Origin of the sequence: Pseudomonas sp. BN415, assembly GCF_029871195.1 — a bacterium.
GTDB classification, from domain to species: Bacteria; Pseudomonadota; Gammaproteobacteria; order Pseudomonadales; family Pseudomonadaceae; genus Metapseudomonas; species Metapseudomonas resinovorans.
In genome coordinates, this window is sequence record NZ_SSOK01000064.1 from 18,019 (window position 1) to 43,185 (window position 25,167).

The window sequence follows — 25,167 nt, forward strand, 5'->3', positions numbered from 1 at the left end:
TGGGTGGGCTGAAGCCTACCCTGCAGGTGTCCTAATGCAGGAATACCCGCGAATTAGTCCCTACATGGCTGCCAGCTTTTAGCCATAATTCGCCTCATGAACAGACGAATCCTGCTGAACTGCGACATGGGCGAAAGCTTCGGCGCCTGGCAGATGGGGAATGACGAGCACGCCATGCCGTTGGTGGACCAGGCCAACCTCGCCTGTGGATTCCACGCTGCTGACCCCCTGACCATGCAGCGCACTGTTGAGCTGGCGCTGCGTCACCATGTGCGCATCGGTGCCCATCCGGCCTACCCGGACCTCGCCGGTTTCGGCCGTCGCCATATGGCCTGCTCGCCGGATGAGGTGCGCGCCCTGGTGCTCTATCAGCTCGGCGCGCTGGAAGCCTTCTGCCGCTCGGTCGGCACCCAGGTGGCTTATGTGAAGCCCCACGGCGCGTTGTACAACGATCTGGTGCGGGACGACGCGCTGCTCGAATCCGTGCTCGATGCCTGTGCCAGTTATCGCAAAGGGCTGCCGCTGATGGTTCTGGCCCTGGCGGACAACAGCCGCGAACTGCAATTGGCGGATGCCGCCGATGTACCGTTGATGTTCGAGGCCTTCGCCGACCGCGCCTATCTGTCTGACGGCCAACTGGCGCCCCGACGCATGGCCGGCGCGGTGCATCACGACCCCGAGCGCATTCTCAGCCAGGCCCTGGCCATTGCCGCCGGTGAGCCCTTTCCGGACATCGACGGCAAGCCCCTGCGGCTGACTGCCGACAGCCTCTGTGTGCATGGCGACAATCCTGAGTCCCTGGCGGTGTTGCGCCGGCTGCGAGGCAAGCTGGACGCCCTATGATCCGTCTCGAACCTGCTGGCGCCGAAGCCCTGCTGCTGGTGCTGGCCGATGAACCGGACACCCGGTCCCCGCAGCGCATCGCGGCGCTGGCCGAGACCCTGCGCCGTGAGCTGGGTCCGCTGTTGCTGGACCTGGTGCCCGGCTGGACCACCCTGCTGCTGCACTACGACCTGACCCGCACGGACCAGCAGGACCTGGCCCAGCGCATCGAACCGCTGCTGGAAGCCTGGCTGCTGGCGCCCGATGCGCCCGATGCCGGCCGGCTGCATGAAATCCCCATCTGGTACTGCGGCGAGGACCTGGCCTGGGTGGCTGAGTCCTGCGGCCTGTCCGTGGCCGGGTTGGTGGATATCCACAGCAGCGCCGAATACCGGGTCGGTGCCATCGGCTTCTCGCCGGGCTTCGCTTACCTCGGTGGTCTCGATTCGCGACTTGCCCTGCCGCGTCGCAGCAGCCCGCGCATTCGCGTGCCGGCTGGCAGCCTGGCCATCGCCGAGCAGCAGACGGCCATTTATCCACAGGCCTCTCCGGGCGGTTGGCACCTGCTCGGGCTCTGCCCCTGGCGGTTGTTCGATGCCCGGCGCGAGCCGCCGTGTCCGCTGGCCCTGGGTGATCGCGTGCGCTTCTTCGCCATCGACGAAACCCGCTATCGCGCTGAAGGTGGCGAGGCATGAGCAGTCTGCGGGTGATCAAACCCGGCCCCCTGAGCTTGCTGCAGGACGCCGGTCGGTTCGGCTGGCAGCATCTGGGCGTTTCCCCGGCCGGCCCCATGGACCCGCTGGCAGCGGCCTGGGCCAACCGGCTACTGGGCAATCCGCGGCAATGCGCGGTGCTGGAAATCGCCCTCGGGGGCGTGGAGCTGGAGGCCGAGGCGGCGCTATGGGTGGCTATCACCGGTGCCGACATGCCGCTGAGTGTCGACGGCGAATCGCGCCTCAACTGGTCACGGTTTCGCCTGGAGGCCGGGCAGCGCTTGCAGGTCGGTTATGCCCGCAATGGTCAGCGCGCGTATCTGGCACTGGTGGGCGGCATCGGTGCCGAACCGGTGCTGGGTAGCGTGGCTTGCCAGATGCGTGAAGGCATGGGCGGCCTGAATGGCCAAGGCCATCGCCTGGTCGAAGGTGACCTGCTGGCAGGCGGTTCCGGCAACTTCCCACGTGGCGCCAGCGTGCCTTGGCCCTGGCAACCGGACTACAGCGTGGCGCAGGTGCTGCGGGTGGTGATCGGGGGCGACGCCGCCAGTTTCGACGAGGAACAGGCCCGCGCCTTCTTCGAGCGCCCCTGGCAACTCAGTTCGCAGTCCGATCGCATGGGGGCGAGGCTGGAAGGTGAGCCGCTGGTCCCACCGCAACGGCAGTGGTCCCAGGGCGTGGTCAGTGGCGCGATCCAGGTGCCGCCCGACGGCCGGCCGATCATCCTGATGGCCGACCGCCAGACCATGGGCGGTTATCCCATCCTTGGCTGGGTCCATTCCCTGGACCTCGGGCGCCTGGCGCAATGCCCCGCGAACCAGATGCTGCGGTTCACCGTGATGAGCCTGGACGACTCCCAGGATGAGCTGCGGGCGTTCTATAGCTTCTTCGGGCGGTAGGTCCTTTGCACTGTTCTTGTGGGGGCGAATTCATTCGCTAAGCAGTCCGTAGGGCTGCCCTTCAGTGCCGCAGGGGCCGCTGCGCGGCCCTAAGCGAATGAATTCGCCCCCACAGAAGAGCGACTTGCTCAGGCGTTGATGCTCTCGACGTTGTGGCAGGCCACCTGGCGCGCATCGATCAGACGCAGCCCGGGTTCTTCCACCTTGCAGCGCTCGGTGGCGTAGGGGCAGCGCTTGTGGAAGGCGCAGCCGGGCGGCGGGTCGAGCGGGTTGGGCAGTTCGCCGGCGATCTTGATCTTCGGCTTGCCCGGGTCTGGATGAATGGCCGGCGTGGCCGAGAGCAGGGCCTTGGTGTAAGGGTGCAGCGGACGCTCGTAGATCAGCTCGCTGGGTCCCATTTCGACGGGGCGGCCGAGGTACATCACCAGCACGTCGTTGGCGACGTGGCGCACCACCGCAAGGTTGTGGGAGATGAACACGTAGCCGGTGTTGTAGCGCTCCTGCAGGTCCATGAAGAGGTTGAGCACCTGGGCCTGGATCGACACGTCCAGGGCCGAGGTCGGCTCGTCCGCTACCAGTACCTTGGGGTTGAGCATCATGGCGCGGGCCAGTGCGATGCGCTGGCGCTGGCCGCCGGAGAACATGTGCGGGTAGCGCTGGTAGTGCTCGGGGCGCAGGCCCACCTGCTGCATCATCGCCTGCACCTGCTCGCGGCGTTCGACGCGGGAAAGGCCGGTGTTGATGACCAGCGGTTCAGCCAACTGGTCGCCAACCTTCTGCCGTGGGTTGAGCGAGGCGTAGGGGTTCTGGAAAACCATCTGCACGTCGCGGCGCAGTTGCTTGCGTTCGTCCTTGCTGGCGCCTGCGACTTCGCGGCCGGCGATCTGCAGCGAGCCCGAGGAGGGCTCCTCGATCAGCGTCAGGGCACGGGCCAGCGTGGACTTGCCGCAGCCAGACTCGCCGACCACGGCCAGGGTGCGGCCGGCCTCCAGCTCGAAAGACACACCGTTCAGGGCGCGTACCAGGGCGCTGGGCTTGAACAGGCCACGGGAGACTTCGTAGTGGCGGGTCAGTTCGCGGGCGGTCAATACAGCACTCATCGCGCCACCTCGATCAGGTTAAGGGGGTAGAAGCAGCGCACGGCGCCATGGGCATGCGGGTCCAGGGTCGGACGCTGGGCCACGCAGTTGGACTGGCCATAAGGGCAGCGCGGCGACAGCAGGCAGCCGTGCGGCCGGTCGTAGCGGCCGGGGACGATACCGGGCAGCGTTGATAGGCGATGGGCGCCGAGGCTGTGCTCGGGAATGGCCTTGAGCAGGGCTTCGGTATAGGGGTGAGTCGGCGCATTGAACAGCCGTGGCACTTCGCCGACTTCCACCGCCTGGCCGGCGTACATCACGCAGACGCGGTCGGCGGTTTCGGCCACCACGGCCAAGTCATGGGTAATCAGCACCAGCGCCATGCCCTGGTCGCGCTGCAGGTCCAGCAAGAGGTCCATGATTTGCGCCTGGATGGTCACGTCCAGGGCGGTGGTGGGTTCGTCGGCGATCAACAGCTTGGGTTCGGCGGCGATGGCCATGGCAATCGCCACGCGCTGGCTCATGCCCCCGGAGAGCTGGTGGGGATAAGCGTCTAGACGGCTGGCGGCGCCGGGGATTTCCACCCGTTCCAGCAGTTCGAGGGCGCGCTGGCGCGCGGCCTTGCCCTTGAGCCCCATGTGCTGGTGCAGCACTTCCTCGATCTGGAAGCCCACGGTGTAGCTGGGGTTGAGGGCGGTCATCGGGTCCTGGAAAACCATCGCCAGGTCCTTGCCCACGATGTGCCGGCGCTGCTTGCCCTTGAGCTTGAGCATGTCGTGGCCGTCGAAGAGCAGGCTGTCGGCGGTGACGCGGCCGGGAGCGTCGATCAGCCCCATCAGGGCCATCATGGTCACCGACTTGCCGGAGCCGGACTCGCCGACGATGGCCAGCACTTCGCCCTTGTTCACGGCGATGTCGAGGCCGTCCACCACCGGCACGGCATTGGCGTCGCCGAAGCGCACGCTGAGGTTCTTGATTTCGAGGAGGCTCATGCGGTGGCCTCCAGAGCGGTGCAAGGCTCGCCGCAGGACGGAGCGATACCCATCGACTTGGTCGGCCGGAAATGATGGGTATCGCTTCGCTCCACCCATCCTACGAAGATGATTCGGTTCATGGCGGGCTCCTCAGACTGCATTCTTGAGTTTCGGGTCCAGCGCATCGCGCAGGCCGTCGCCCATCAGGTTGATTGCCAGCACGCTGAGCAGGATGGTCAGGCCGGGCAGCGAGACCACCCACCAGGCGCGTTCGATGTAGTCGCGCGCGGAGGCCAACATGGTGCCCCACTCAGGCGTGGGCGGCTGCACGCCGAGGCCGAGGAAGCCCAGGGCGGCGGCGTCAAGGATCGCCGAGGAGAAGCTCAGGGTGGCCTGGACGATCAGCGGCGCCATGCAGTTGGGCAGCACGGTGACGAACATCAGGCGCAGCAGGCCGGCGCCAGCCAGGCGCGAGGCGGTGACGTAGTCGCGGTTCAGCTCGCCCATCACCGAGGCGCGGGTCAGGCGCACATAGGAAGGCAGGGAGACGATGGCGATGGCGATCACGGTGTTGATCAGGCCCGGGCCGAGGATGGCGACGATGGCCACCGCCAGCAGCAGTGAGGGCAGGGCCAGCATGATGTCCATCAGGCGCATGATCGAGGGCCCCAGCAGGCGCGGGAAGAAACCCGCCACCAAGCCGAGGAGGATACCCGGGATCAGCGACATCACCACCGAGGCCAGACCGATCAGCAGGGACAGGCGGGCCCCAAAGATCAGGCGCGAGAGCAGGTCGCGGCCGAGTTCGTCGGTGCCGAGCAGGAACTGCGCCTGGCCGCCTTCCAGCCAGACCGGCGGGGTCAGCAGGAAGTCGCGGAACTGCTCGCTCGGGTCATGGGGCGCGACCCAGGGGGCGAAGAGGGCGCAGAACACGATCAGGATCATGAAGGCAAGGCCGCCCACGGCGCCCTTGTTGTGGGAAAAGGCCTTCCAGAACTCCTTCAGCGGGGAGGGGTAAAGGATGCTTGGATCGACCTGGGGTTGCAGGGTGGTCACGTCAGGTCTCCTTATCGCTGATGGCGAATGCGTGGGTTGACCAGGCCGTAGAGGATGTCCACGACGAAGTTCACCAGGATCACCAGGCAGGCGATCAGCAGGATGCCGTTCTGCACCACTGGATAATCACGAGCGCCAATGGCCTCGATCAGCCATTTGCCGATACCGGGCCAGGAGAAGATGGTTTCGGTCAGCACGGCGCCGGCGAGCAGGGTGCCTATCTGCAGGCCGAACACGGTGAGGACCGGGACCAGCGCGTTGCGCAGGCCGTGGACGAAGACCACGCGAGCTGGCGACAGACCCTTGGCGCGAGCGGTGCGGACATAGTCTTCGCGCAGTACTTCGAGCATCGCCGAGCGGGTCATGCGGGCGATCACCGCCAGCGGGATGGTGCCCAGCACGATAGCCGGCAGGATCAGGTGGCGCAGGGCATCGACGAAGGCGCCTTCCTCTTCGGAAAGCAGCGTGTCGATGAGCATGAAGCCGGTTTTCGGTTCGATGTCGTAGAGCAGGTCGATCCGCCCCGACACCGGCGTCCAGCCCAGCCAGACGGAGAAGAACATGATCAGCAGCAGGCCCCACCAGAAAATCGGCATGGAGTAGCCCGCCAGCGAGATGCCCATCACCCCGTGGTCGAACAGCGAACCGCGCTTGAGTGCAGCGATCACGCCGGCCAGCACGCCAAGGGTGCCCGCGAAGATCAGTGCCGCGATGGACAGTTCCAGGGTGGCCGGGAACAGGGTGAGGAATTCGTGCCAGACGCCTTCGCGGGTGCGCAGTGATTCGCCCAGATCGCCCTGTGCCAGCTTGCTGATGTAATCCAGGTACTGTTCCGGCAGCGGTTTGTTGAGACCGAGGCGTTCCATGGCCTGGGCGTGCATTTCCGGGTCGACCCGGCGTTCACCCATCATCACTTCCACCGGGTCGCCGGGGATCAGGCGAATCAGGGCGAAGGTGAGCAGGGTGACGCCGAAGAAGGTGGGGATCAGAAGCCCCAGTCGGCGTGCTATGAAACTCAGCATTTGGGCGAATCACTCCTCATTTTTGTAATGCCGGCCAGCGTGCTGACCGTTCCCAGCAGTTTAGGCTGCATGGGTAAAGGCGCCGGCCCGAAGGTGTCGGGGCAGAGCCTTGCGTTCGTTTTGGGCAGGTGAGATTGGCCTCGGCCACTCTGTCGGTGGCTCGAAGGGGGCGGACAAGGCCGGTTGCCCGGCCTCGTTCACTCAGCGTCCGTTGGAGACGCCATAGAAGCTGTTGCGTCCGAAGGGGCTGATCAGGAAGTCCTTCACGCTGGCGCGCATCGGCTGATAGACCGTGGAGTGCGCAATGGGGGTGATCGGTACCTGCTGTTGCAGGACGTGCTGGGCCTGCTTGTACAGCTCGGTACGCTTCTCGACATCGGCGGTGGCCTTGGCGGCCTTCACCAGCTTGTCGTAGCGGGCGTCGCACCATTTGGAGAAGTTGTTGCCGTCCACGGAGTCGCAGCCGTAGAGGGTGCCCAGCCAGTTGTCCGGGTCGCCGTTGTCGCCGGTCCAGCCGATCAGCATGGTGTCGTGTTCACCATTGTGGGCACGCTTGATGTACTCGCCCCACTCGTAGCTGACGATGCGCGCCTTGATGCCCACCTTGGCCCAGTCGGACTGGAGCATTTCGGCCATCAGCTTGGCGTTCGGGTTGTACGGACGCTGCACCGGCATTGCCCAGAGGGTGATTTCGGTGCCTTCGGCAACGCCGGCGGCTTTCAGCAGTTCCTTGGCCTTCTCCGGGTTGAAGTCGCGGTCCTTGATGGTTTCGTCGTAGGACCATTGAGTCGGCGGCATGCCGTTCACGGCCAGTTGGCCGGCACCCTGGTAGACGGCGTCGATGATGGCCTGCTTGTTCACCGCCATGTCCAGCGCCTGGCGCACTTCGAGTTTGTCGAAGGGGGCGCGAGTGACGTTGTAGGCGATGTAGCCGAGGTTGAAGCCAGGCTCGCTCGGCACCTGCAGGTTCGGGTCTTGCTTCAGGGCCTCGATGTCTGCTGGGCGCGGGTTGAGGGTGACCTGGCATTCGCCGGCCTTGAGCTTCTGGGTACGCACCGAGGCGTCGGTGTTGATGGCGAAGATCAGGTTGTCGATCTTCACATCCTCGGGCTTCCAGTAGTCCTGGTTGCCGGTGAAGCGGATCTGCGCGTCCTTCTGGTAGCGCTTGAGCACGAAGGGGCCGGTGCCGATGGGCTTCTGGTTGATGTCGGCGGCCTTGCCGGCCTTCAGCAACTGGTCGGCGTATTCGGCGGACTGAATCGCAGCGAAGTTCATCGCCAGGTTCTGGATGAAGGCGGCGTCCACGTCGTTCAGGGTGAAGGCGACGGTCATGTCGTCGACCTTCTCTACCTTGGCGATGTTCTTGTCCAGGCCCATGTCGGTGAAGTAGGGGAACTCGGTGGGGTAGGCCTTACGGAACGGATGCTCCTTGTCGAGCATGCGCTGGAAGGTGAAGAGCACGTCGTCGGCGTTGAGCTCGCGGGTCGGCTTGAAATAACCGGTGGTGTGGAATTTCACACCGGGGCGCAGATGGAAGACGTAGCGCTTGCCGTCTTCGCTGATATCCCAACTGCTGGCCAGGGCGGGTTCGACCTGGGTGCTGCCGCGCTGGAACTGGGCGAGGCGGTTGAAGAGGGTTTCGGAGGTCGCGTCGAAGTCGGTGCCGGTGGTGTACTGGCCCGGGTCGAAGCCGGCGGGGCTGCCTTCGGAGCAAAAGACCAGGTTGCTGGCGGCATGGGTGAAGCCGGAGCCGAGTATCAGGCCGGCGGCGAGCATGGACTTGAGCGTGGTTTTCTGACGCATGCGAACCTCGTTGTTGTTGTTCTGAGGGCGGCGTATCAGGTGGTCGAAGCCTTCGGTGTCCGTTGCACCTGACCCTGCGGCTTCGTGGGCCGCAGGTTGCCCGTCATTCGCGAGCCAAGGGCCGGATGCCGGCATCCCCGGGCGGGCGATGGCGGCGGAGGGGAAAGGGATGCTTGCGCCTGCGCCGGCCGAGGCCGAACTTAAGTGATGCTGAAATTAAGGTCAACTTAAATTCAGTGGCGCTTACATCTGGAACTGGCTGGTCAGGGCGTGGGGTGGTCGTCGAACAGGCCCATGGTGGTCACGGTCAGCACCTCGGCCACTTCGTCGCCGGCATTGGCGAGGAAATGCGGCTTGGCGGCGTCGAAATGCACCGAATCCCCGGGGCCAAGGGGGTAGTTGCGACCTTCAATGGTGTAGGTGATCTGCCCCGACAGCACGTAGGCGAACTCGGCGCCCTCATGGGAAATGAGTTCGGACTGGTAGCCCACCGGCATGCTCATCTTCACGGCGTTGATCAGGTTGCCCGGGAAATTGCTGGACAGGCGCTCGTAGGCCAGCGGCTGGCCGCCGATGGTATAGCGCACGCGCTGGCCTTGGTGGGAGTCGGGCTGGTGCTGGGTGGGTTGGTCGAACAGGGCGTTGAGCGGAATGCCCAGGGATTTGGCGATGTTCGCCAGGGAGGAGATGGATACGCCGGTGAGGTTGCGCTCGGCCTGTGACAGGAAACTGGCCGTAAGGCCCGATTCGGCGGCGACTTGGTTCAGGGTCTTGTTGGCGGCGCGGCGATAGCGGCGCAACCGTTCGCCGATCTGTTCTACGGTCATTGGCGTGGCTCTTGTTCTGAAGGGCGCCAGTATAACGGGCGGCGCATTGTAGAAAAGGCTTGTCGCCTTGTTGAAATTAAGTGGGACTGAAAATAGCGTTGACGGTTATTTAAGTGATACTTAAATTCTGCGTACGGCAACATCACTCGGGAGAACAATATGACAGTGGGTGTGGGTGGCAAGACTCCGGAACAGGCCCTGGCCAGCCTGGCGATCATGACCGAGGGCATGGAGCCCATTGGCCTCGGTGAGTACCAGGCACGCATGGCCAAGGCCCAGGGCCTGATGCGCGAGCAGGGTATCGCGGCCATCTACCTGAACGCCGGCAGCAATCTGCGCTACTTCACCGGGGTGAAGTGGAGCCCGAGCGAACGCATGGTCGGTGCCGTGCTCCCTGTCGATGGTCAAATCGCCTACATTGCCCCCGCGTTCGAGGAAGGCACCATTCGCGATTTTCGCGAGGTGGACGGGGTTATCCACACCTGGCAGGAACACGAGAGCCCTTATCGGCTGTTGGTGGAAATGCTGGCCGGGATGGGCATCTTAGCCGACGCCAAGGTGGGCCTGTGCCCGTCGCTGGCCTTCTTCATGTACGACGGTATTCGCCGCCTCGATTCGGGCTTTGACTTCGTCGATGCGGCCTGTGTGATCAATCCCTGCCGCTTCCACAAGTCCGCCACCGAACTGGCGCTGATGCAGCGCGCCAAGGACATGACCCTTGAAGTGCACAAGGCTGCCGCCAGCATCCTGCGCGAGGGCATCAGCACCCTTGAGGTCGCCGAGTTCATCCGCCAGGCGCACCGCAAGGTGGGTGCGCCGGGTTCGACCTTCTGCATCGTGCTGTTCGGTGAGGCCAGCGCCTTCCCTCATGGGGTGAAGCACGCGCAGGTGCTCAAGGACGGCGACATGGTGCTGATCGACACCGGTTGTCAGCTCCATGGCTATCAGTCGGATATTACCCGCAGCTACGTGTTCGGCTCCCCGAGCGACCGTCAGCGCGCACTCTGGAACCTGGAGAAGGCGGCGCAGCAGGCTGCCTTCGATGCGGCACGACCAGGCGAGCCTTGCGGCTCGGTAGACGCTGCGGCGCGTCGCTGCCTGGAAGCCGGCGGCCTGGGCCCGGACTACCAGTTGCCTGGCCTGCCGCACCGTACCGGCCACGGCATTGGCATGGATATTCATGAAGGGCCTTACCTGGTGCGCGGCGACGAAACGCCGCTGGCCGAAGGCATGTGTTTCTCCAATGAGCCGATGATCTGCGTGCCGGGCGAGTTCGGCATTCGCCTGGAGGACCACTTCTACATGACTGCGACTGGGCCGCGCTGGTTTACCGAGCCGAGCCATTCCATCGACGATCCGTTCGGGTTGGGGGCCTGAGGGCAGGCCCGCTCGGATAGCTCCCTCTCCCATTAGGGAGAGGGAAGGGCAGGACTGCCTCCTGCTTGGCGAGTGAATTCGCCCCTGCAGGGAAGCGGCCTAGGGGGTCACCTTCACCCGCGCGAAATTGTTCGATCCCATCGGGTTCAACTGGAATCCTTGCACGCCTTTGCGCACGGCGGCGAACTGCTTGGGATGCGCGAGGGGAATCCACGGCGCCTGCTCGTGGAAGATCGCCAGCGCCTGGCGGTAGAGTTCGGCACGGCGGGTCGTATCGCTGATGGCGCGGGCTTCGCGGATCAACCCATCGAACGCCTGGTTGCACCAGCCGGCCTGGTTCTCGCCTGATTTGGCCGCGGCGCAGGAAAGGTTCGGGGTGAGGAAGTTGTCCGGGTCGCCGTTGTCGCCGGCCCAGCCCATGAACACCAGGTCGTGCTCACCGTTCTTGGCGCGCTTGATCAGCTCGCCCCATTCATACACGCGAATGTCTGCCTTGATGCCGATCGCGGCCAGATCCGCCTGGAGCATCTGTGCGCCAATGCCCGGGTTGGGGTTGGTCGGTCCGCCACCGGGGCGGGTCCAGATGCTCAGCTTGAAGCCGTTCTTGTGGCCCGCTTCGGCCAGCAGTTGCCGCGCCTTTTTCGGGTCGTGAGGCCAAGGGTTTAGCTTGTCGTTGAAGCCCAGCAGGGTGGCTGGGTAGGGCGCCACGGCGATGCTGGCATTGCCTTCACCGAACTGTGCGCGTAGGTAAGCGCGGGTGTCGAAGGCAAGGTTGATGGCCTGGCGTACCCGCACGTCGTCGAGCGGCGGATGGCGGGTGTTGATACCGACGTAGGCGACCAGCAGGGAGTCCAGCTCCAGAACCTGCAAGGCCGGGTCCTGGCGCAGGGCGTCGATATCAGTCGGTCGCGGATAGACCGCGATCTGGCAGGCGCCGGCCTTGAGTTGCTGTACGCGCACGTTGGGATCGGGGGTGATGGCGAACAGCAGACGGTCGATCGCGGGTTTACCTGCCCAGTAGTGCGGGTTGGCGCGGAAACGGATCTGCGCATCCTTGCGGTAGCGCTCGAAGACGAACGGGCCGGTGCCGACCGGTTCGCGGTTGAGTTGTTCCGGCTTTCCGGCTTTCAGCAACTGGTTGGCGTACTCGGCCGAGTATATGGAGGTGAAGCCCATGGCCAGGTCAGCGAGAAAGGGCGCCTCGGGGTGTTTCAGGGTGAAACGCACGCGGTGGTCGTCGAGCTTCTCGATGCGCTCGATCAACGGCGCGAAGGCCATGGATTCGGCATAAGGGAAGCCGCGTGAGGACAGCCTGTGCCAGGGATGAGCCGGGTCGAGCTGGCGCTGGAAACTCCAGAGCACGTCGTCGGCGTTGAATTCACGGCTCGGAGTGAACCAGGACGTGCTGTGGAAGGTAACGCCCTTGCGTAGCTGGAACTCGTAGACGAGGCCGTCAGGGCTGATGCTCCAGCTTTCCGCCAAGCCCGGTTGCAGCCGGGTGCTGCCGGGCGCGAACTGCACCAGGCGGTCGAAGATCGTCTCGGCCGAGGCATCGGCCGTGGTGGCGGCGGTGTACTGGGCGATGTCGAAGCCTTCGGGGCTGGCTTCGGTGCAGACCACCAGGGATTGGCTGGCGGCTGCGTAGAGGGGAAGGCAGAGAGCGAGGGTCAGCAGGCTTCGGCGCATCGGACTTCCTTGGGGCAGAAATGAAAACGGGGCCCGAAGGCCCCGTTTGCCGGCTTACTTGCCGACGCTCACGCCATAGAAGGAGTTGAGCGCGAACGGGCTGATCAGGAAGTCCTGCACGTTCTTGCGCATCGGCTGGTAGACCGTGGAGTGGGCAATCGGGGTGATTGGCACGTTGTCTTTCAGGATGTGCTGGGCCTGCTTGTACATCTCGGTGCGTTTGGCCTGGTCCGGGGTGGCCTTGGCTTGCTTGATCAGCTTGTCGTAGCTGGCGTCGCACCATTTGGAGAAGTTGTTGCCATCCACGGCGTCGCAGCCATAGAGGGTGCCCAGCCAGTTGTCCGGGTCACCGTTGTCGCCGCTCCAGCCAATCAGCATGGCGTCATGCTCGCCACCCTTGGCGCGCTTGATGTACTCGCCCCACTCGTAAGTGACGATCTTGGCCTTGATGCCCACTTTGGCCCAGTCGGACTGGAGCATTTCGGCCATCAGCTTGGCGTTCGGGTTGTACGGACGCTGGACCGGCATGGCCCAGAGGGTGATCTCGGTGCCTTCGGCAACGCCGGCGGCCTTCAGCAGTTCCTTGGCCTTCTCCGGGTTGTAGCCGGCGTCCTTGATGGTCTCGTCGTAGGACCACTGGGTCGGCGGCATGCCGTTGACGGCGAGCTGGCCGGCGCCCTGGTAGACGGCGTCGATGATGGCTTTCTTGTTCACCGCCATGTCCAGCGCCTGGCGCACTTCAAGCTTGTCGAACGGCTTGTGGGTGACGTTGTAGGCGATGTAGCCGAGGTTGAAGCCCGGCTGTGACGGCATGTTCAGGTTGCTGTCTTTCTTCAGCGCATCCAGGTCGGCCGGGCGCGGGAAGAGGGTGACCTGGCATTCGCCGGCCTTGAGCTTCTGCATGCGTACCGAGGCGTCGGTGTTGATGGCGAAGATCAGGTTGTCGATCTTCACGTCCTCGGGTTTCCAGTAGTCCTTGTTGCCGGTGAAGCGGATCTGGGCGTCCTTCTGGTAGCGCTTGAAGACGAAGGGACCCGTGCCGATGGGCTTCTGGTTGATGTCGGCAGCCTTGCCGGCCTTCAGCAACTGGTCGGCGTACTCGGCGGACTGGATGGAGGCGAAGCTCATCGCCAGATTCTGGATGAACGCGGCGTCCACGCCGTTGAGGGTGAACTTGACGGTGCTGTCGTCGATCTTCTCGACCTTGGCGATGTTGGCGTCCATCCCCATGTCGGTGAAGTAAGGGAACTCGGTGGGGTACGCCTTACGGAACGGATGCTCCTTGTCGAGCATGCGCTGGAAGGTGAAGAGCACGTCGTCGGCGTTGAAATCGCGAGTGGGCTTGAAGTACTCGGTGGTGTGGAACTTCACGCCCTTGCGCAGGTGGAAGGTGTAGCTGAGGCCGTCGGGAGAGACATCCCACTTCTCGGCAAGGCCCGCGACCACCGCAGTGCCGCCACGCTCGAACTGGCTCAGGCGGTTGAAGACGGTTTCTGCAGCGGCGTCGAAATCGGTGCCGGTGGTGTATTGGCCCGGGTCGAAACCGGCGGGGCTGCCTTCGGAGCAGAACACCAGGTTGCTAGCAGCGCTGGCGGAGGGCGCGCTGGCGATCAGCCCAGCCGCGATAAGTGCCTGGATGACGGCGTTTTTACGCATGTTGACCTCATGTTTATTCTGTTTGTCATCGTGAGGGGCCCTTTGTGGGGGCCTTGCGAGAAACTATGCAGGGCATATGCCCGGCGCAATAGCTGGACCGGAAAGAGTGTAGTCGGCGGGATAAAGCTGTAAGGGCTTGTCGCAATTTTGCAAATTCAAGCCCGAGGAGGGGAGAGGGCGCCGCCCCGAAAGGCCGCGGCGCCCTGTTTTGGGTCAGGGCATCTGCACTTCGATGGTGCCATCGGCGCTGACGCTGACGCGGCTGGTGCCGGCCTCAATCTCGGGAACGGCAGCGCCGTCGGCGTAACCCTTGGCGGCCATGGCACGCATCATGATCGGCTGCGGCGGCTGGAAACCGGCGCTGTTCAGGCTCAGATTGACCAGCTTGTAGCCCTTGCCGCCCAGGGCACTGGTCGCCAGCTGGGCGCGGGCCTTGAAGGCATCGACGGCCTGCTTGATCAGATCGTCTTCATGGGTCTTGCGGGTTTTGTCTGCGATGCTGAAGTTCATCCCGGCCATTTTCAGTTGCCCCAGCAGGTCGGCGCTGAGCTGGGAGAGCGTAGCGAAGTCGGCGCTTTCCAGGCGCACTTCGGCGCGCTCGCGCCAGGCGGTGATCTTCTGGCCTTTCTCGTCATACACCGGGTAGCTGTTGCGGCTGCCCAGGCTGACGGTGACACCCTTGGTCTTGCGGGCCTTTTCCACTGCGGCGTTGAGCGTGCGGGTGATTTCGTCCGCCAGCTTGGCCGGGTCGGTGTTCTGCGATTCGCTATAGAGGGTGACGTGCATCAGGTCGTGTGCCACTTCCTGGCTGACCTCGGCGCGCACGGCCACCTGGTTGTAGTGGACATCGTCGCCGGCCTGGGCCGAGAGGCTGCCGAGGCTGGCGGCGCAAAGGGCGAGGGCGGCGGCGAGGCGAGTGAACTTGGGCATGACGACTCCTTGTGGGGCAGGGTTCCGCGCGGGTTGCGTGGTGATTCTCCGTATGGGACGAGGGTAACCGGCCATTCGGGTTAACAGCGCTGCAAATTGACCAGAAATCGGCACGGATGTTCCAGAGTGGTAGGGCTGAGAACCTTGTGGGGGCGAATTCATTCGCTATGCAGGCCGCAGGCCTGCCGGGATGGTGTGGGGGCCGCTACGCGTCCCTTAGCGAATAAATTCGCCCCCACAGTAGTGCCATGCCTGCCGCGGGCGCCGTTCACTGCGGCGAGTTGCCGCACAGAGGCGGCCTGGCACGCGCCTTGGTTATACTCCGACGATTCCAGGGAGTACCCATGCTCGAGCCCGTCCAGTTACTGTCTGCCAGCCGCCAGAACCTGCTGCGGCTGACCCTGATCCGCATCCTTGTCCTGGCCGCCCAGGCCGGCTCGGTCGGCCTTGCCTACAAGACCCAACTGCTGCAGTTGCCCTGGCTGGCCCTGAGCCTGACCCTCGGCGTCTCGCTGGTGCTCTGCGTCGGCACGGCGCTGCGCCTGCGCGGGCCCTGGCCGGTGACCGAGCTGGAATATGCCGTCCAGCTTGGCCTCGACCTGGTTATCCACAGCGTGCTGCTGTATTTCTCCGGGGGCTCGACCAACCCCTTCGTCTCTTATTACCTGGTCCCGCTGACCATCGCTGCGGCAACCCTGCCCTGGCTCTACACCCTCACGCTCGCGGGCCTCGCGCTGGCGGCTTACACATTGCTACTGGTGCTGTTTCATCCGTTGGAAATGCCCACAGGGCAGCGAGAGTCTCTGCTGATCTATGGCATGTGGCTGAGCTTCGCCCTGGCGGCCGCGCTGATCACCTTCTTCGTCGCACGCATGGCTGAAGAGCTGAGACGCCAGGACCAGTTGCAGGCGGTGCGTCGCGAGGAAAGCATGCGCGACCAGCAACTGCTGGCGGTGGCCACCCAGGCTGCCGGCGCCGCCCACGAACTGGGTACACCGCTGGCGACCATGAGCGTGCTGCTCAAGGAACTGCGCCAGGAATATGGCGACAAGCCCGGGCTGCAGGACGATCTGGCCCTGTTGCAGGAACAGGTCATGCTCTGCAAGGACACGCTGCAGCAACTGGTGCGCGCCGCCGAGGCGGATCGTCGCCAGGCGGTGGTGGAGCAATCGGTGATCGAATGGCTTGAAGTCACACTCAATCGTTGGCACCTGATGCGCCCGGAAGCCACCTACCGCTACCAGTGCATGGGGCTTGGTGTGGCGCCGAGGGTGAAACCCCCGGCTGACCTCACCCAGGCACTGCTGAACCTGCTCAACAACGCGGCCGATGCCTGTCCGGAAAAGCTCGACATCCGCGTCAACTGGGATCACCAGTGGATGGTCCTGACCATCCGCGACCACGGTGCCGGCGTACCCCTGGCCATCGCCGAACAGCTTGGCCGGCCATTCTTCACCACCAAGGGCAAGGGTTTCGGTCTCGGCCTGTTCCTGAGCCAGGCCAGCGTTACCCGCGCTGGCGGTACGGTTAAACTTTATAACCATGAGGAAGGCGGCACCCTGACCGAGCTGCGCCTGCCGCGCACCTATGGCGTCGCCTGAGCGCCTTGACGAAGAGGAAGCGAGATGACTGACGAACCCCTGATCGAAGGCGAAGAGCAACCCCACCTGCTGCTGGTGGACGACGACGCCACCTTCACCCGCGTCATGGCACGGGCCATGGCCCGTCGCGGCCTGCGTGTAACGGTGGCTGGCTCCGCCGAAGAAGGCCTGCTGCTAGCCAAGGAAGACCTGCCCGACTACGCCGTGCTGGACCTGAAGATGGACGGGGATTCCGGCCTGGTGTTGCTGCCCAAGCTTCTGGAGCTGGACGCCGAGATGCGCGTCGTGATCCTGACCGGCTATTCGAGCATCGCCACCGCCGTGGAGGCGATCAAACGCGGCGCCACCAACTACCTGTGCAAGCCGGCCGACGCCGACGATGTGCTGACCGCACTGCTTTCCGAACACGCCGACCTGGACAGCCTGGTACCGGAAAACCCGATGTCGGTGGACCGCCTGCAGTGGGAGCACATCCAGCGCGTGCTGGCCGAGCATGACGGCAATATCTCCGCCACCGCCCGCGCCCTGGGCATGCACCGCCGGACCTTGCAGCGCAAGTTGCAGAAGCGGCCGGTGCGCCGCTGAGTTCCCCGCGCGTACTTGCCTGTTCTTTGTGGGGGCGAATTCATTCGCAAAGCAGGCCGTAGGCCTGCCCGAAGGTCCTTTGGGGGACACTGCGTGTCCCTTGGCGAATGAATTCGCCCCCACAAGGTAATTTCTCTTCCGCTGTTGGTATCCTTAGCCGCCTATCTATTCCCGCCGCCAAGGTTCACCCATGCTCGCCGTCGTCCAGCAGACCCTCAGCATCACCGCGCCGGTGTTCTCCATGCTGTTTTTGGGCGTGGGCCTCAAGCGTCTCGGCTGGATCGATACCGCCTTCATCAATACCGCTTCATCGCTGGTGTTCAAGGGCACCATGCCGACCCTGCTGTTCCTCGGGATCGTCCAGGCGGACCTGCGCACGGCGCTACGGCCGGAGCTGATCGGCTATTTCGTCGCGGCGACCCTGGTGTGTTTCCTGATTGGCTGGGGCTGGGCGATCCTGCGCTGCCCGGCGGCGGATCGCGGCATCTATACCCAGGGTGCCTTTCGCGGTAACAACGGCATCGTTGGTCTGGCCCTGGCCACCAGCATGTACGGCGACTACGGCCTATCGGTGGGCAGTATCCTCGGCGGGGTGGTGATCCTCAGCTACAACACGCTGTCGTCCATCGTCCTGGCTATCTACAGCCCGGATGCCAAGAGCGACCCCGTGAGTCTTGCCAGGAGCATCATCAGTAACCCGCTGATCATCGGCGTGCTGGCCGCAATCCCAGTGGCGTATTGGCAATTGCCGTTGCCTGCCTGGCTGATCACTTCGGGCGAGTATTTCGCGCAGATGACCTTGCCCCTGGCGCTGATCTGCATCGGTGGGACCCTGTCGCTAGCGTCCTTGCGCTCCAGCGGCAAGATCGCCGTCAGCGCCAGCCTGATGAAAATGGTCTGGCTGCCTATCCTGGCAACCTTCGGCGCCTGGTTATGCGGGTTCCGCAATGCCGACCTGGCGATCCTCTTCCTCTACTTCGCCAGTCCGACCGCTGCTGCGAGCTTCGTCATGGCCCGTGCGGTGAACGGCAACCACGAGCTGGCGGCAGCGATCATCGTGATGACCACCCTGGCGGCGGTGGTGACCACCAATATCGGCTTGTTCCTGTTGCAGTGGGCGGGCTGGATCTGAAGCCAGCGCGGAGGAGCGCGGCTAATTCGTAGGGTGGACATCGCTTTTCATGTCCACCAAGGGGGAGCGGTGAGCTCGCAGGTGGATCGATGAAGCGTGATCCACCCTGCGGATGGCTCTGCGTATCAGGCCTTCTGGTAGTCGTCGATGACTTCCTGGGCGGCGCGGAAGGCATCGATGGCAGCAGGAACGCCGGCGTAGACCGCGCAGTGCAGCAGCGCTTCGCGGATTTCCTCGACTGTGCATCCGTTGTTGAGTGCGCCGCGTACATGGCCTTTCAGCTCTTGCGGGCATTTCAATGCGGTGAGGGCGGCGAGGGTGATCAGGCTGCGGGTCTTGCGTGGCAGGCCCTCGCGGTTCCACACGCCACCCCAGGCGTGTTCGTTGACGAAATCCTGCAGCGGCTGGGTGAATTCGGTGGCATTGCCCAGGGCGCGGTCGACGAAGGCGTCGCCCATGACTTCCCGGCGCACCTGCAGGCCGGATTTGCGTTCTTCATTCATTGCGATTCTCCAGTCAGTCGAGGGATTCCACGCGCACCGGGACCACGCCGGCGCGCAGCATCCCAAGGCGTTCGGCTGCTTCACGCGAGAGGTCGACGATGCGGCCGCGGACATGGGGGCCGCGATCATTGATGCGCACCACCACCGAGCGGTCGTTGTTGAGGTTGGTGACCTTCACCCGGGTACCGAAGGGCAAGGTGCGGTGTGCGGCGGTCAGGGCGTGCTGGTCGAAGCGTTCGCCACTGGCGGTGCGCTTGCCATGGTGCCTGGCGCCGTAATAGGACGCCTTGCCTTCGGCGCGGTAGCCGTGGCCGGACTCACTGCCGCCTCCGAAAGGGTTGGTGCTGCAGCCGGCCAGCAGGAGAGCAAGTGCCGGGAGCCAGAACAGGGATCGAAACATGCCGAATGCCTCGGACAAGAAAACGCCGGGCAAGCCCGGCGTCCTTAATGGTGTCACCCTTCGAGCTTCTTCTTGAGCAATTCGTTCACTTGGCCGGGGTTGGCCTTGCCCTTGGAAGCTTTCATCGCCTGGCCGACGAAGAAGCCGAACATCTTGGCGCGCTTGGCTTCATCGCTGGCGCGGTACTGTTCGACCTGAGCAGCGTTTGCAGCCAGCACTTCGTCGAGCATGGACTCGATGGCGCCGGTGTCGGTGACCTGCTTCAGGCCTTTCTTCTCGATGATCTCGTCGGCGGAACCTTCGCCGGCGGCCATGGATTCGAAGACCATCTTGGCGATCTTGCCGGAAATGGTGTTGTCCTTGATGCGCAGGATCATGCCACCCAGTTGTTCGGCGGAAACCGGTGATTGCTCGATTTCCAGGCTGTCCTTGTTGAGCAGGCTGGAGAGTTCGCCCATCACCCAGTTGGCGGCCAGCTTGGCGTCACCACAAACCTTCTGCACGACTTCGAAGTAGTCGGCCATCTCACGGCTGGCGGACAGCACGCTGGCATCGTAGGCGGACAGGCCGAACTCGCTCTGGAAGCGCTCGCGCTTCTGGTTGGGCAGCTCCGGCAGTTGAGCGCGCACTTCGTCGAGGAAGCTCTTCTCGATCACCACTGGCAACAGGTCGGGGCAGGGGAAGTAACGGTAGTCGTTGGCTTCTTCCTTGCTGCGCATGGAGCGGGTCTCGTCCTTGTTCGGGTCGTACAGGCGGGTTTCCTGCACCACCTTGCCGCCGTCCTCGATCAGTTCGATCTGCCGCTGCACTTCGTGGTTGATCGCCTTCTCGATGAAGCGGAACGAGTTGACGTTCTTGATCTCGGCGCGGGTGCCGAACTCGGCCTGGCCTTTCGGGCGGACCGAGACGTTGCAGTCGCAGCGCAGCGAGCCTTCGGCCATGTTGCCGTCGCAGATACCCAGGTAGCGCACCAGGGCATGGATGGCCTTGACGTAGGCGACCGCTTCCTTGGCGCTGCGGATGTCCGGCTCGGAAACGATTTCCAGCAGCGGGGTGCCGGCACGGTTCAGGTCGATGCCGCTCATGCCGTGGAAGTCTTCGTGCAGGCTCTTGCCGGCGTCCTCTTCCAGGTGCGCGCGGGTGATGCCGACGCGCTTGATGGTGCCGTCTTCCAGGGTGATGTCGAGGAAGCCCTTGCCGACGATCGGCAGGTCCATCTGGCTAGTCTGGTAGCCCTTGGGCAGGTCTGGATAGAAGTAGTTCTTGCGTGCGAAGACGTTCTTCTCGGCGATTTCGGCGTCGATGGCCAGGCCGAACTTGCAGGCCATGCGCACGGCTTCTTCGTTCAGCACCGGCAGGGTGCCGGGCATGCCGAGGTCAACCAGGCTGGCCTGGGTGTTGGGCTCGGCACCGAAGGTGGTGGCGCTGCCGGAGAAAATCTTCGATTGGGTGCTGAGCTGTGCGTGGATTTCCAGCCCGATCACTGTTTCCCATTGCATGTACGTGTTCCTCAGAATCCGGCCGGGGCGCGAGTGTGCCAATCGGTCGCCTGCTGGTACTGGTGGGCGACGTTGAGCAGACGGCTTTCCTGGAAGTAGGGCGCCAGTAGCTGTACACCGACCGGCAAGCCATCGATGAAGCCGGCGGGCATGGAGAGCCCTGGCAGACCCGCCAGGTTGGCGGTGATGGTGTAGATGTCTTCCAGGTACTGGGCGACCGGGTCGTTGTTCTTCTCGCCGAGTTTCCAGGCCGGGTTGGGCGTGGTCGGGCCGAGGATCACGTCGACTTCGTTGAAGGCACTGACGAAGTCGTTCTTGATCAGGCGGCGGATCTTCTGCGCCTTCAGGTAGTAGGCGTCGTAGTAACCGGCTGACAGGGCGTAGGTGCCGACCATGATGCGACGCTTCACTTCGGCGCCGAAGCCTTCGGCGCGGGAGCGCTTGTAGAGATCTTCCAGGTTCTGCGGGTTTTCGCAGCGATAGCCGAAGCGCACGCCGTCGAAACGCGACAGGTTGGAGGAGGCCTCTGCCGGGGCGATCACGTAGTAGGCCGGGATGGCGTGCTGCATGTTCGGCAGGCTGATTTCCTTGACCGTGGCGCCCAGCTTCTTCAGTTCTTCGACAACGGCCAGCACCGCGTCGGCGATGCGGCTGTCGAGACCGGCGCCGAAGTATTCCTTCGGCAGGCCGATGCGCAGGCCGGCGAGCGGCTGGTTCAGGCTGGCGAGGTAGTCATCCACGGGTTGGTCGACACTGGTGGAATCTTTCGGGTCGAAACCGGCCATGGCGCCGAGCAGCAGCGCGCAGTCCTCGGCGGTACGGGCCAGCGGACCGCCCTGATCGAGGCTGGAGGCGTAGGCGATCATGCCCCAGCGTGAAACCCGGCCGTAGGTGGGCTTGATGCCGGTGAGGTTGGTGAAGGCGGCCGGCTGACGGATCGAGCCACCGGTATCGGTGCCCGTAGCCGCGGGCACCAGGCGCGCGGCGACGGCCGCGGCGGAGCCACCGGAAGAGCCACCGGGTACGCGGTCCAGGGCCCAGGGGTTCTTTACCGCGCCGTAGTGGCTGGACTCGTTGGAGGAGCCCATGGCGAACTCGTCCATGTTCAGCTTGCCGAGGCTGACTGCGCCGGCTGCCTTGAGGCGGGCGACGACGGTGGCATCGTACGGCGCCTTGAAGCCGTCGAGGATCTTCGAGGCGCAACTGGTCAGCACGCCTTCGGTGCAGAACAGGTCCTTGTGAGCGATGGGGGCGCCGAGCAGGGCGCCTTGCTCACCGGCGGCACGCCGTGCGTCGGCTGCCTTGGCCTGTTCGATGGCCGGTTCGTCGGTGATGCTGATAAAGCTGTTCAATTGCGGATCGAGCTGGTGGATGCGAGCCAGCAGGCCGCGGGTCAGCTCTTCGGCGGAGAATTCCTTGGCGGCGAGGCCGCGGGCGATCTCGGCGAGGGTCAGTTGATGCATGGGGAACCCTTTCCTTATTCGATGACTTTAGGCACGAGGTACAGGCCGTTCTCGACGGCCGGCGCGATGGCCTGGTAGGCCTCGCGTCGGTTTTCTTCGGTGACGCTGTCGGCGCGCAGGCGCTGGGTAGCGTCCAGCGGGTGGGCCATGGGCTCGATGCCATCGGTGTCCACGGCTTGCATGGCGTCGATCAGGCCGAGGATGTTGTTCAGGGTCTCGGTGGTACGCGGGATATCGGCCTCGTTCAGGCCCAGTCGGGCGAGATGGGCGATTTTTTCCACGTCGGAGCGTTCAAGCGCCATCGGGGGTCTCCAACTAGAAGCGGCCTGCGTGGGCAGTCGACCGTGCGGGAATCGAGCGGGGAACGGTGCTGCGAACGAGCGGTCAAAGGCCGCGATGATGGGCCTTGGTGGCCCGGAAAAACAGGCAATTTAACATATCGGCGCCTTGCCCAAAATCCCCGTCATTGTTAGAGTTTGCCGCACTTTTTTACCCACGCGTTGCCTAGGGTCCCTCTCCCATGTTCAAGAAACTGCGTGGCATGTTTTCCAGCGATCTGTCGATCGACCTGGGCACTGCCAATACCCTTATTTACGTGCGTGAGCGCGGTATCGTCCTCAACGAACCCTCGGTGGTCGCCATTCGTAACCACGGCAACCAGAAGAGCGTGGTAGCCGTAGGTACCGAAGCCAAGCGCATGCTGGGCCGTACTCCTGGCAACATCTCCGCCATCCGCCCGATGAAGGACGGCGTGATTGCCGACTTCAGCGTCTGCGAAAAGATGCTGCAGTACTTCATCAACAAGGTTCACGAAAACAGCTTCCTGCAGCCGAGTCCGCGCGTCCTGATCTGCGTGCCCTGCAAATCCACCCAGGTGGAACGCCGTGCCATCCGTGAATCCGCCCTGGGCGCCGGCGCCCGCGAAGTATTCCTGATCGAAGAGCCCATGGCGGCTGCCATCGGCGCCGGTCTTCCGGTGGAAGAAGCCCGCGGATCCATGGTCGTGGATATCGGTGGTGGTACCACCGAAATCGCCCTGATCTCCCTGAACGGCGTGGTCTACGCCGAATCCGTACGTGTCGGCGGCGACCGCTTCGACGAATCCATCGTCACCTACGTGCGCCGTAACTACGGCAGCCTGATCGGCGAATCCACCGCCGAGCGCATCAAGCAGGAAATCGGCACCGCCTTCCCGGGTGGCGAGATCCGTGAGATCGACGTCCGCGGCCGTAACCTGGCCGAAGGCGTACCGCGCAGCTTCACCCTGAACTCCAATGAAGTGCTGGAAGCCCTGCAGGAGTCCCTGGCGACCATCGTTCAGGCGGTGAAAAGCGCCCTGGAGCAATCTCCGCCGGAACTGGCGTCCGACATCGCCGAGCGCGGCCTGGTGCTGACCGGTGGTGGCGCGTTGCTGCGCGATCTGGACAAACTGCTGGCCCAGGAAACCGGACTGCCGGTGATCGTCGCAGAAGATCCGCTGACCTGCGTCGCCCGTGGCGGCGGCCGTGCCTTGGAAATGATGGACCGTCACGCGATGGATCTGCTCTCCACCGAGTAAGGTCGAGAGCAACGCAGCCATAGGAGCGGGCCATTAAACCGCTATTCACCAAGGGACCTTCGCTCGGCGTGCGCCTGTTGGTGTTCGCCGTGCTTTCGGCTGCACTGATGGTGGTCGACGCCCGCTTTGACACGCTCAAACCCATGCGCAGCCAGATGGGGCTCGTGCTCACGCCTTTCTACTGGCTGGCCGACTTGCCGGTGCGTGTCTGGGATGGCGTCAGTGACCAGTTCACCAGCCGCAGCACCCTGATCGCCGAGAACGAGAAGCTCAAGGCCGAGGCCCTGCTGATGCAGCGTCGCCTGCAGAAGCTGGCGACCCTGACGGAGCAGAACGTTCGGTTGCGCGAGCTGCTCAACTCCGCTGCCCTCGTGGATGAAAAAGTCCTGGTTGGCGAGTTGATCGGCGTCGATCCCAACCCCTTCACCCATCGCATCCTGATCGACAAGGGCGAGAAGGACGGTGTGTTTCTCGGCCAGCCGGTGCTCGATGCCCGCGGTCTGATGGGCCAGGTGGTGGAGGTGATGCCTTATACATCCCGCGTGCTGTTGCTGACCGACACCACCCACAGCATTCCGGTGCAGGTGAACCGCAACGGCCTGCGCGCCATTGCCAGTGGTACCGGTAACCCCGAGCGCCTCGAGCTGCGCCACGTCGCCGACACCGCTGACATCAAGGAAGGCGACCTGCTGGTGAGTTCCGGCCTTGGCCAGCGCTTCCCTGCGGGCTACCCGGTGGCGATCGTCAAGGAAGTCATCCACGATTCCGGCCAGCCGTTCGCCATCGTTCGCGCCGTGCCTACCGCCGCGCTGAACCGCAGCCGCTACATGCTGCTGGTGTTCACCGATACCCGCAGCCCCGAAGAGCGCGCCAACGACGCCGCGAAGGCCCAGGAGGCTGCTGACCGCGAGGCTGCCGCCCAACCTGCCCAGGGCGATGCTACCGCTCCGGTCATTCCGGCCGCTCAGGCCGCACCTGCCGCTGCCAGTACCCCCGCCGCCCAGGCCCCGGCCGCAGCGCCGGCGTCTTCTGCGCCGGCCCAGGCTGCACCGAACACGCCGCCGGCAGCGCGAAATCCCCAGGAGAGTCATTGATGGTCGGCCAGCGCTCCAACAATGGCTGGGTGATCTGGGTCAGCCTGATCCTGGCGCTGGTACTCAGCGTCGGGCCGGTCCCCAGCTTCATGGAAATCGGCCGGCCGCTATGGCTGGCGCTCTTCCTCACCTACTGGACACTCGCCCTGCCGCACCGCGTGGGCATGACCACCGCCTGGTTGCTGGGCCTGGCGGAAGATGTGCTTTATGGCACTTTGCTCGGTCAGAACGCCTTGATCCTCGCCCTGATCACCTTCCTGGTGCTGACTCTGCACCAGCGGCTGCGCATGTTCCCCATGTGGCAGCAGTGTTTGGTGCTGCTCGTAGTTTTCGGCCTGGCCCAGTTGGTACAGCTGTGGCTCAATGCCCTCACCGGTAATCGTCCCCCGACCCTGGTCTTCCTGCTGCCCGCCCTGGTCAGCGCGTTGCTCTGGCCTTGGGTTTATGCCGCCCTGCGTGGCACGAGTCGCCGCCTCAACGTCAACTGA

At 64.2% G+C, this 25,167-nt stretch carries 25 protein-coding genes; 10 read left to right on the forward strand and 15 right to left on the reverse strand.

The window, feature by feature from the left end; translation table 11 throughout:
• Positions 1–96 precede the first annotated feature (96 nt).
• Genes E8F20_RS22135 through E8F20_RS22145 form a run of 3 tightly spaced genes read left to right on the forward strand, consistent with a single transcriptional unit; the run spans position 97 to position 2,434 of the window.
• A complete protein-coding gene (locus tag E8F20_RS22135; protein WP_280285676.1) occupies positions 97–843 on the forward strand; it encodes a 5-oxoprolinase subunit PxpA in 747 nt (248 codons plus the stop codon).
• Complete coding sequence (gene pxpB / locus E8F20_RS22140) at positions 840–1,517, forward strand: 5-oxoprolinase subunit PxpB (protein ID WP_280285677.1); 678 nt, start codon at positions 840–842, stop codon at positions 1,515–1,517. Before E8F20_RS22135 ends, pxpB begins: the two co-directional genes overlap by 4 nt.
• Positions 1,514–2,434: a biotin-dependent carboxyltransferase family protein gene (locus E8F20_RS22145; protein ID WP_280285678.1), complete on the forward strand. Its 921-nt coding sequence runs from the start codon at positions 1,514–1,516 to the stop codon at positions 2,432–2,434. The genes pxpB and E8F20_RS22145 overlap by 4 nt, the downstream gene beginning before the upstream one ends.
• A gap of 128 nt (positions 2,435–2,562) precedes the next feature.
• On the opposite strand, the gene E8F20_RS22150 is transcribed toward E8F20_RS22145, so the two are convergent.
• The 7 genes from E8F20_RS22150 to E8F20_RS22180 form a co-directional block, all read right to left on the reverse strand.
• Positions 2,563–3,534, reverse strand: a complete 972-nt coding sequence (locus E8F20_RS22150) for a peptide ABC transporter ATP-binding protein (RefSeq protein ID WP_280285679.1) — start codon at positions 3,532–3,534, stop codon at positions 2,563–2,565.
• Positions 3,531–4,505 (reverse strand): ABC transporter ATP-binding protein, encoded by a 975-nt coding sequence (locus E8F20_RS22155; RefSeq protein WP_280285680.1) that lies wholly within the window; start codon positions 4,503–4,505, stop codon positions 3,531–3,533. The genes E8F20_RS22150 and E8F20_RS22155 overlap by 4 nt, the downstream gene beginning before the upstream one ends.
• Positions 4,502–4,627: a hypothetical protein gene (locus tag E8F20_RS22160; protein WP_280285681.1), complete on the reverse strand. Its 126-nt coding sequence runs from the start codon at positions 4,625–4,627 to the stop codon at positions 4,502–4,504. Before E8F20_RS22160 ends, E8F20_RS22155 begins: the two co-directional genes overlap by 4 nt.
• 10 nt (positions 4,628–4,637) lie before the next feature.
• Positions 4,638–5,543, reverse strand: coding sequence for an ABC transporter permease subunit (locus tag E8F20_RS22165; protein WP_280285682.1), 906 nt, complete (start codon positions 5,541–5,543; stop codon positions 4,638–4,640).
• 11 nt (positions 5,544–5,554) lie between these two features.
• On the reverse strand, positions 5,555–6,565 hold the full coding sequence (locus tag E8F20_RS22170; RefSeq protein WP_280285683.1) for an ABC transporter permease subunit: 1,011 nt from the start codon (positions 6,563–6,565) through the stop codon (positions 5,555–5,557).
• 201 nt (positions 6,566–6,766) lie between these two features.
• Complete coding sequence (locus tag E8F20_RS22175) at positions 6,767–8,368, reverse strand: ABC transporter substrate-binding protein (RefSeq protein WP_280285684.1); 1,602 nt, start codon at positions 8,366–8,368, stop codon at positions 6,767–6,769.
• Positions 8,369–8,631: 263 nt separating this feature from the next.
• The gene (locus E8F20_RS22180) at positions 8,632–9,195 is read right to left on the reverse strand and encodes a cupin domain-containing protein (RefSeq protein ID WP_280285685.1); all 564 of its coding nucleotides are present in this window, start codon (positions 9,193–9,195) and stop codon (positions 8,632–8,634) included.
• 159 nt (positions 9,196–9,354) lie between these two features.
• Between E8F20_RS22180 and E8F20_RS22185 the strand changes: the two genes are divergently transcribed.
• Positions 9,355–10,572, forward strand: coding sequence for a Xaa-Pro peptidase family protein (locus E8F20_RS22185; protein ID WP_280285686.1), 1,218 nt, complete (start codon positions 9,355–9,357; stop codon positions 10,570–10,572).
• A gap of 99 nt (positions 10,573–10,671) precedes the next feature.
• Here the strand turns inward: E8F20_RS22185 and E8F20_RS22190 are convergent, their stop codons facing one another.
• The 3 genes from E8F20_RS22190 to E8F20_RS22200 form a co-directional block, all read right to left on the reverse strand.
• Positions 10,672–12,258 (reverse strand): ABC transporter substrate-binding protein, encoded by a 1,587-nt coding sequence (locus E8F20_RS22190; RefSeq protein ID WP_280285687.1) that lies wholly within the window; start codon positions 12,256–12,258, stop codon positions 10,672–10,674.
• A 54-nt stretch (positions 12,259–12,312) separates the two neighbouring features.
• Entirely contained in the window at positions 12,313–13,914 is a 1,602-nt protein-coding gene (locus E8F20_RS22195; RefSeq protein WP_280285688.1) for an ABC transporter substrate-binding protein, read from the reverse strand.
• Between the two features lie 213 nt (positions 13,915–14,127).
• A complete protein-coding gene (locus tag E8F20_RS22200) occupies positions 14,128–14,844 on the reverse strand; it encodes an SIMPL domain-containing protein (RefSeq protein ID WP_028628518.1) in 717 nt (238 codons plus the stop codon).
• 344 nt (positions 14,845–15,188) lie between these two features.
• Here E8F20_RS22200 and E8F20_RS22205 point away from each other — a divergent pair, with 344 nt between their 5' ends.
• The 3 genes from E8F20_RS22205 to E8F20_RS22215 all read left to right on the forward strand — a co-directional run bounded on the left by E8F20_RS22205 (position 15,189) and on the right by E8F20_RS22215 (position 18,162).
• Entirely contained in the window at positions 15,189–16,445 is a 1,257-nt protein-coding gene (locus E8F20_RS22205) for an ATP-binding protein (protein ID WP_280285689.1), read from the forward strand.
• Positions 16,446–16,469: 24 nt separating this feature from the next.
• A complete protein-coding gene (locus E8F20_RS22210) occupies positions 16,470–17,030 on the forward strand; it encodes a response regulator transcription factor (protein WP_280285691.1) in 561 nt (186 codons plus the stop codon).
• 190 nt (positions 17,031–17,220) lie between these two features.
• Positions 17,221–18,162: an AEC family transporter gene (locus tag E8F20_RS22215; RefSeq protein WP_280285692.1), complete on the forward strand. Its 942-nt coding sequence runs from the start codon at positions 17,221–17,223 to the stop codon at positions 18,160–18,162.
• 125 nt (positions 18,163–18,287) lie between these two features.
• On the opposite strand, the gene E8F20_RS22220 is transcribed toward E8F20_RS22215, so the two are convergent.
• From E8F20_RS22220 to gatC, 5 genes are read right to left on the reverse strand one after another with little or no spacing between them, the layout of a single operon-like run.
• Positions 18,288–18,665, reverse strand: coding sequence for a carboxymuconolactone decarboxylase family protein (locus E8F20_RS22220; RefSeq protein WP_028628514.1), 378 nt, complete (start codon positions 18,663–18,665; stop codon positions 18,288–18,290).
• A 13-nt stretch (positions 18,666–18,678) separates the two neighbouring features.
• The gene (locus E8F20_RS22225) at positions 18,679–19,065 is read right to left on the reverse strand and encodes a septal ring lytic transglycosylase RlpA family protein (protein ID WP_280285693.1); all 387 of its coding nucleotides are present in this window, start codon (positions 19,063–19,065) and stop codon (positions 18,679–18,681) included.
• A gap of 53 nt (positions 19,066–19,118) precedes the next feature.
• Positions 19,119–20,564 (reverse strand): Asp-tRNA(Asn)/Glu-tRNA(Gln) amidotransferase subunit GatB, encoded by a 1,446-nt coding sequence (gene gatB, locus E8F20_RS22230; protein WP_280285694.1) that lies wholly within the window; start codon positions 20,562–20,564, stop codon positions 19,119–19,121.
• Between the two features lie 11 nt (positions 20,565–20,575).
• Positions 20,576–22,027, reverse strand: coding sequence for an Asp-tRNA(Asn)/Glu-tRNA(Gln) amidotransferase subunit GatA (gatA, locus tag E8F20_RS22235; protein ID WP_280285695.1), 1,452 nt, complete (start codon positions 22,025–22,027; stop codon positions 20,576–20,578).
• Positions 22,028–22,041: 14 nt separating this feature from the next.
• Complete coding sequence (gene gatC, locus E8F20_RS22240) at positions 22,042–22,329, reverse strand: Asp-tRNA(Asn)/Glu-tRNA(Gln) amidotransferase subunit GatC (protein ID WP_137821107.1); 288 nt, start codon at positions 22,327–22,329, stop codon at positions 22,042–22,044.
• Positions 22,330–22,547: 218 nt separating this feature from the next.
• On the opposite strand from gatC, the gene mreB reads away from it, so the two are divergent.
• Genes mreB through mreD form a run of 3 tightly spaced genes read left to right on the forward strand, consistent with a single transcriptional unit; the run spans position 22,548 to position 25,167 of the window.
• Positions 22,548–23,585 (forward strand): rod shape-determining protein MreB, encoded by a 1,038-nt coding sequence (gene mreB / locus E8F20_RS22245; RefSeq protein WP_280285696.1) that lies wholly within the window; start codon positions 22,548–22,550, stop codon positions 23,583–23,585.
• Between the two features lie 32 nt (positions 23,586–23,617).
• Positions 23,618–24,679 (forward strand): rod shape-determining protein MreC, encoded by a 1,062-nt coding sequence (mreC, locus tag E8F20_RS22250; protein WP_280285942.1) that lies wholly within the window; start codon positions 23,618–23,620, stop codon positions 24,677–24,679.
• Positions 24,679–25,167, forward strand: a complete 489-nt coding sequence (gene mreD / locus E8F20_RS22255) for a rod shape-determining protein MreD (RefSeq protein ID WP_280285697.1) — start codon at positions 24,679–24,681, stop codon at positions 25,165–25,167. Before mreC ends, mreD begins: the two co-directional genes overlap by 1 nt.

Coding starts and splice junctions, on each gene's coding strand:
- E8F20_RS22135 (WP_280285676.1), top strand. CDS start 97: ATGAACAGACGAATCCTGCTGAACTGCGACATGGGCGAAAGCTTCGGC.
- pxpB (WP_280285677.1), top strand. CDS start 840: ATGATCCGTCTCGAACCTGCTGGCGCCGAAGCCCTGCTGCTGGTGCTG.
- E8F20_RS22145 (WP_280285678.1), top strand. CDS start 1,514: ATGAGCAGTCTGCGGGTGATCAAACCCGGCCCCCTGAGCTTGCTGCAG.
- E8F20_RS22150 (WP_280285679.1), bottom strand. CDS start 3,534: ATGAGTGCTGTATTGACCGCCCGCGAACTGACCCGCCACTACGAAGTC.
- E8F20_RS22155 (WP_280285680.1), bottom strand. CDS start 4,505: ATGAGCCTCCTCGAAATCAAGAACCTCAGCGTGCGCTTCGGCGACGCC.
- E8F20_RS22160 (WP_280285681.1), bottom strand. CDS start 4,627: ATGAACCGAATCATCTTCGTAGGATGGGTGGAGCGAAGCGATACCCAT.
- E8F20_RS22170 (WP_280285683.1), bottom strand. CDS start 6,565: ATGCTGAGTTTCATAGCACGCCGACTGGGGCTTCTGATCCCCACCTTC.
- E8F20_RS22175 (WP_280285684.1), bottom strand. CDS start 8,368: ATGCGTCAGAAAACCACGCTCAAGTCCATGCTCGCCGCCGGCCTGATA.
- E8F20_RS22180 (WP_280285685.1), bottom strand. CDS start 9,195: ATGACCGTAGAACAGATCGGCGAACGGTTGCGCCGCTATCGCCGCGCC.
- E8F20_RS22185 (WP_280285686.1), top strand. CDS start 9,355: ATGACAGTGGGTGTGGGTGGCAAGACTCCGGAACAGGCCCTGGCCAGC.
- E8F20_RS22190 (WP_280285687.1), bottom strand. CDS start 12,258: ATGCGCCGAAGCCTGCTGACCCTCGCTCTCTGCCTTCCCCTCTACGCA.
- E8F20_RS22195 (WP_280285688.1), bottom strand. CDS start 13,914: ATGCGTAAAAACGCCGTCATCCAGGCACTTATCGCGGCTGGGCTGATC.
- E8F20_RS22200 (WP_028628518.1), bottom strand. CDS start 14,844: ATGCCCAAGTTCACTCGCCTCGCCGCCGCCCTCGCCCTTTGCGCCGCC.
- E8F20_RS22205 (WP_280285689.1), top strand. CDS start 15,189: ATGCTCGAGCCCGTCCAGTTACTGTCTGCCAGCCGCCAGAACCTGCTG.
- E8F20_RS22210 (WP_280285691.1), top strand. CDS start 16,470: ATGACTGACGAACCCCTGATCGAAGGCGAAGAGCAACCCCACCTGCTG.
- E8F20_RS22215 (WP_280285692.1), top strand. CDS start 17,221: ATGCTCGCCGTCGTCCAGCAGACCCTCAGCATCACCGCGCCGGTGTTC.
- E8F20_RS22220 (WP_028628514.1), bottom strand. CDS start 18,665: ATGAATGAAGAACGCAAATCCGGCCTGCAGGTGCGCCGGGAAGTCATG.
- E8F20_RS22225 (WP_280285693.1), bottom strand. CDS start 19,065: ATGTTTCGATCCCTGTTCTGGCTCCCGGCACTTGCTCTCCTGCTGGCC.
- gatB (WP_280285694.1), bottom strand. CDS start 20,564: ATGCAATGGGAAACAGTGATCGGGCTGGAAATCCACGCACAGCTCAGC.
- gatA (WP_280285695.1), bottom strand. CDS start 22,027: ATGCATCAACTGACCCTCGCCGAGATCGCCCGCGGCCTCGCCGCCAAG.
- gatC (WP_137821107.1), bottom strand. CDS start 22,329: ATGGCGCTTGAACGCTCCGACGTGGAAAAAATCGCCCATCTCGCCCGA.
- mreB (WP_280285696.1), top strand. CDS start 22,548: ATGTTCAAGAAACTGCGTGGCATGTTTTCCAGCGATCTGTCGATCGAC.
- mreD (WP_280285697.1), top strand. CDS start 24,679: ATGGTCGGCCAGCGCTCCAACAATGGCTGGGTGATCTGGGTCAGCCTG.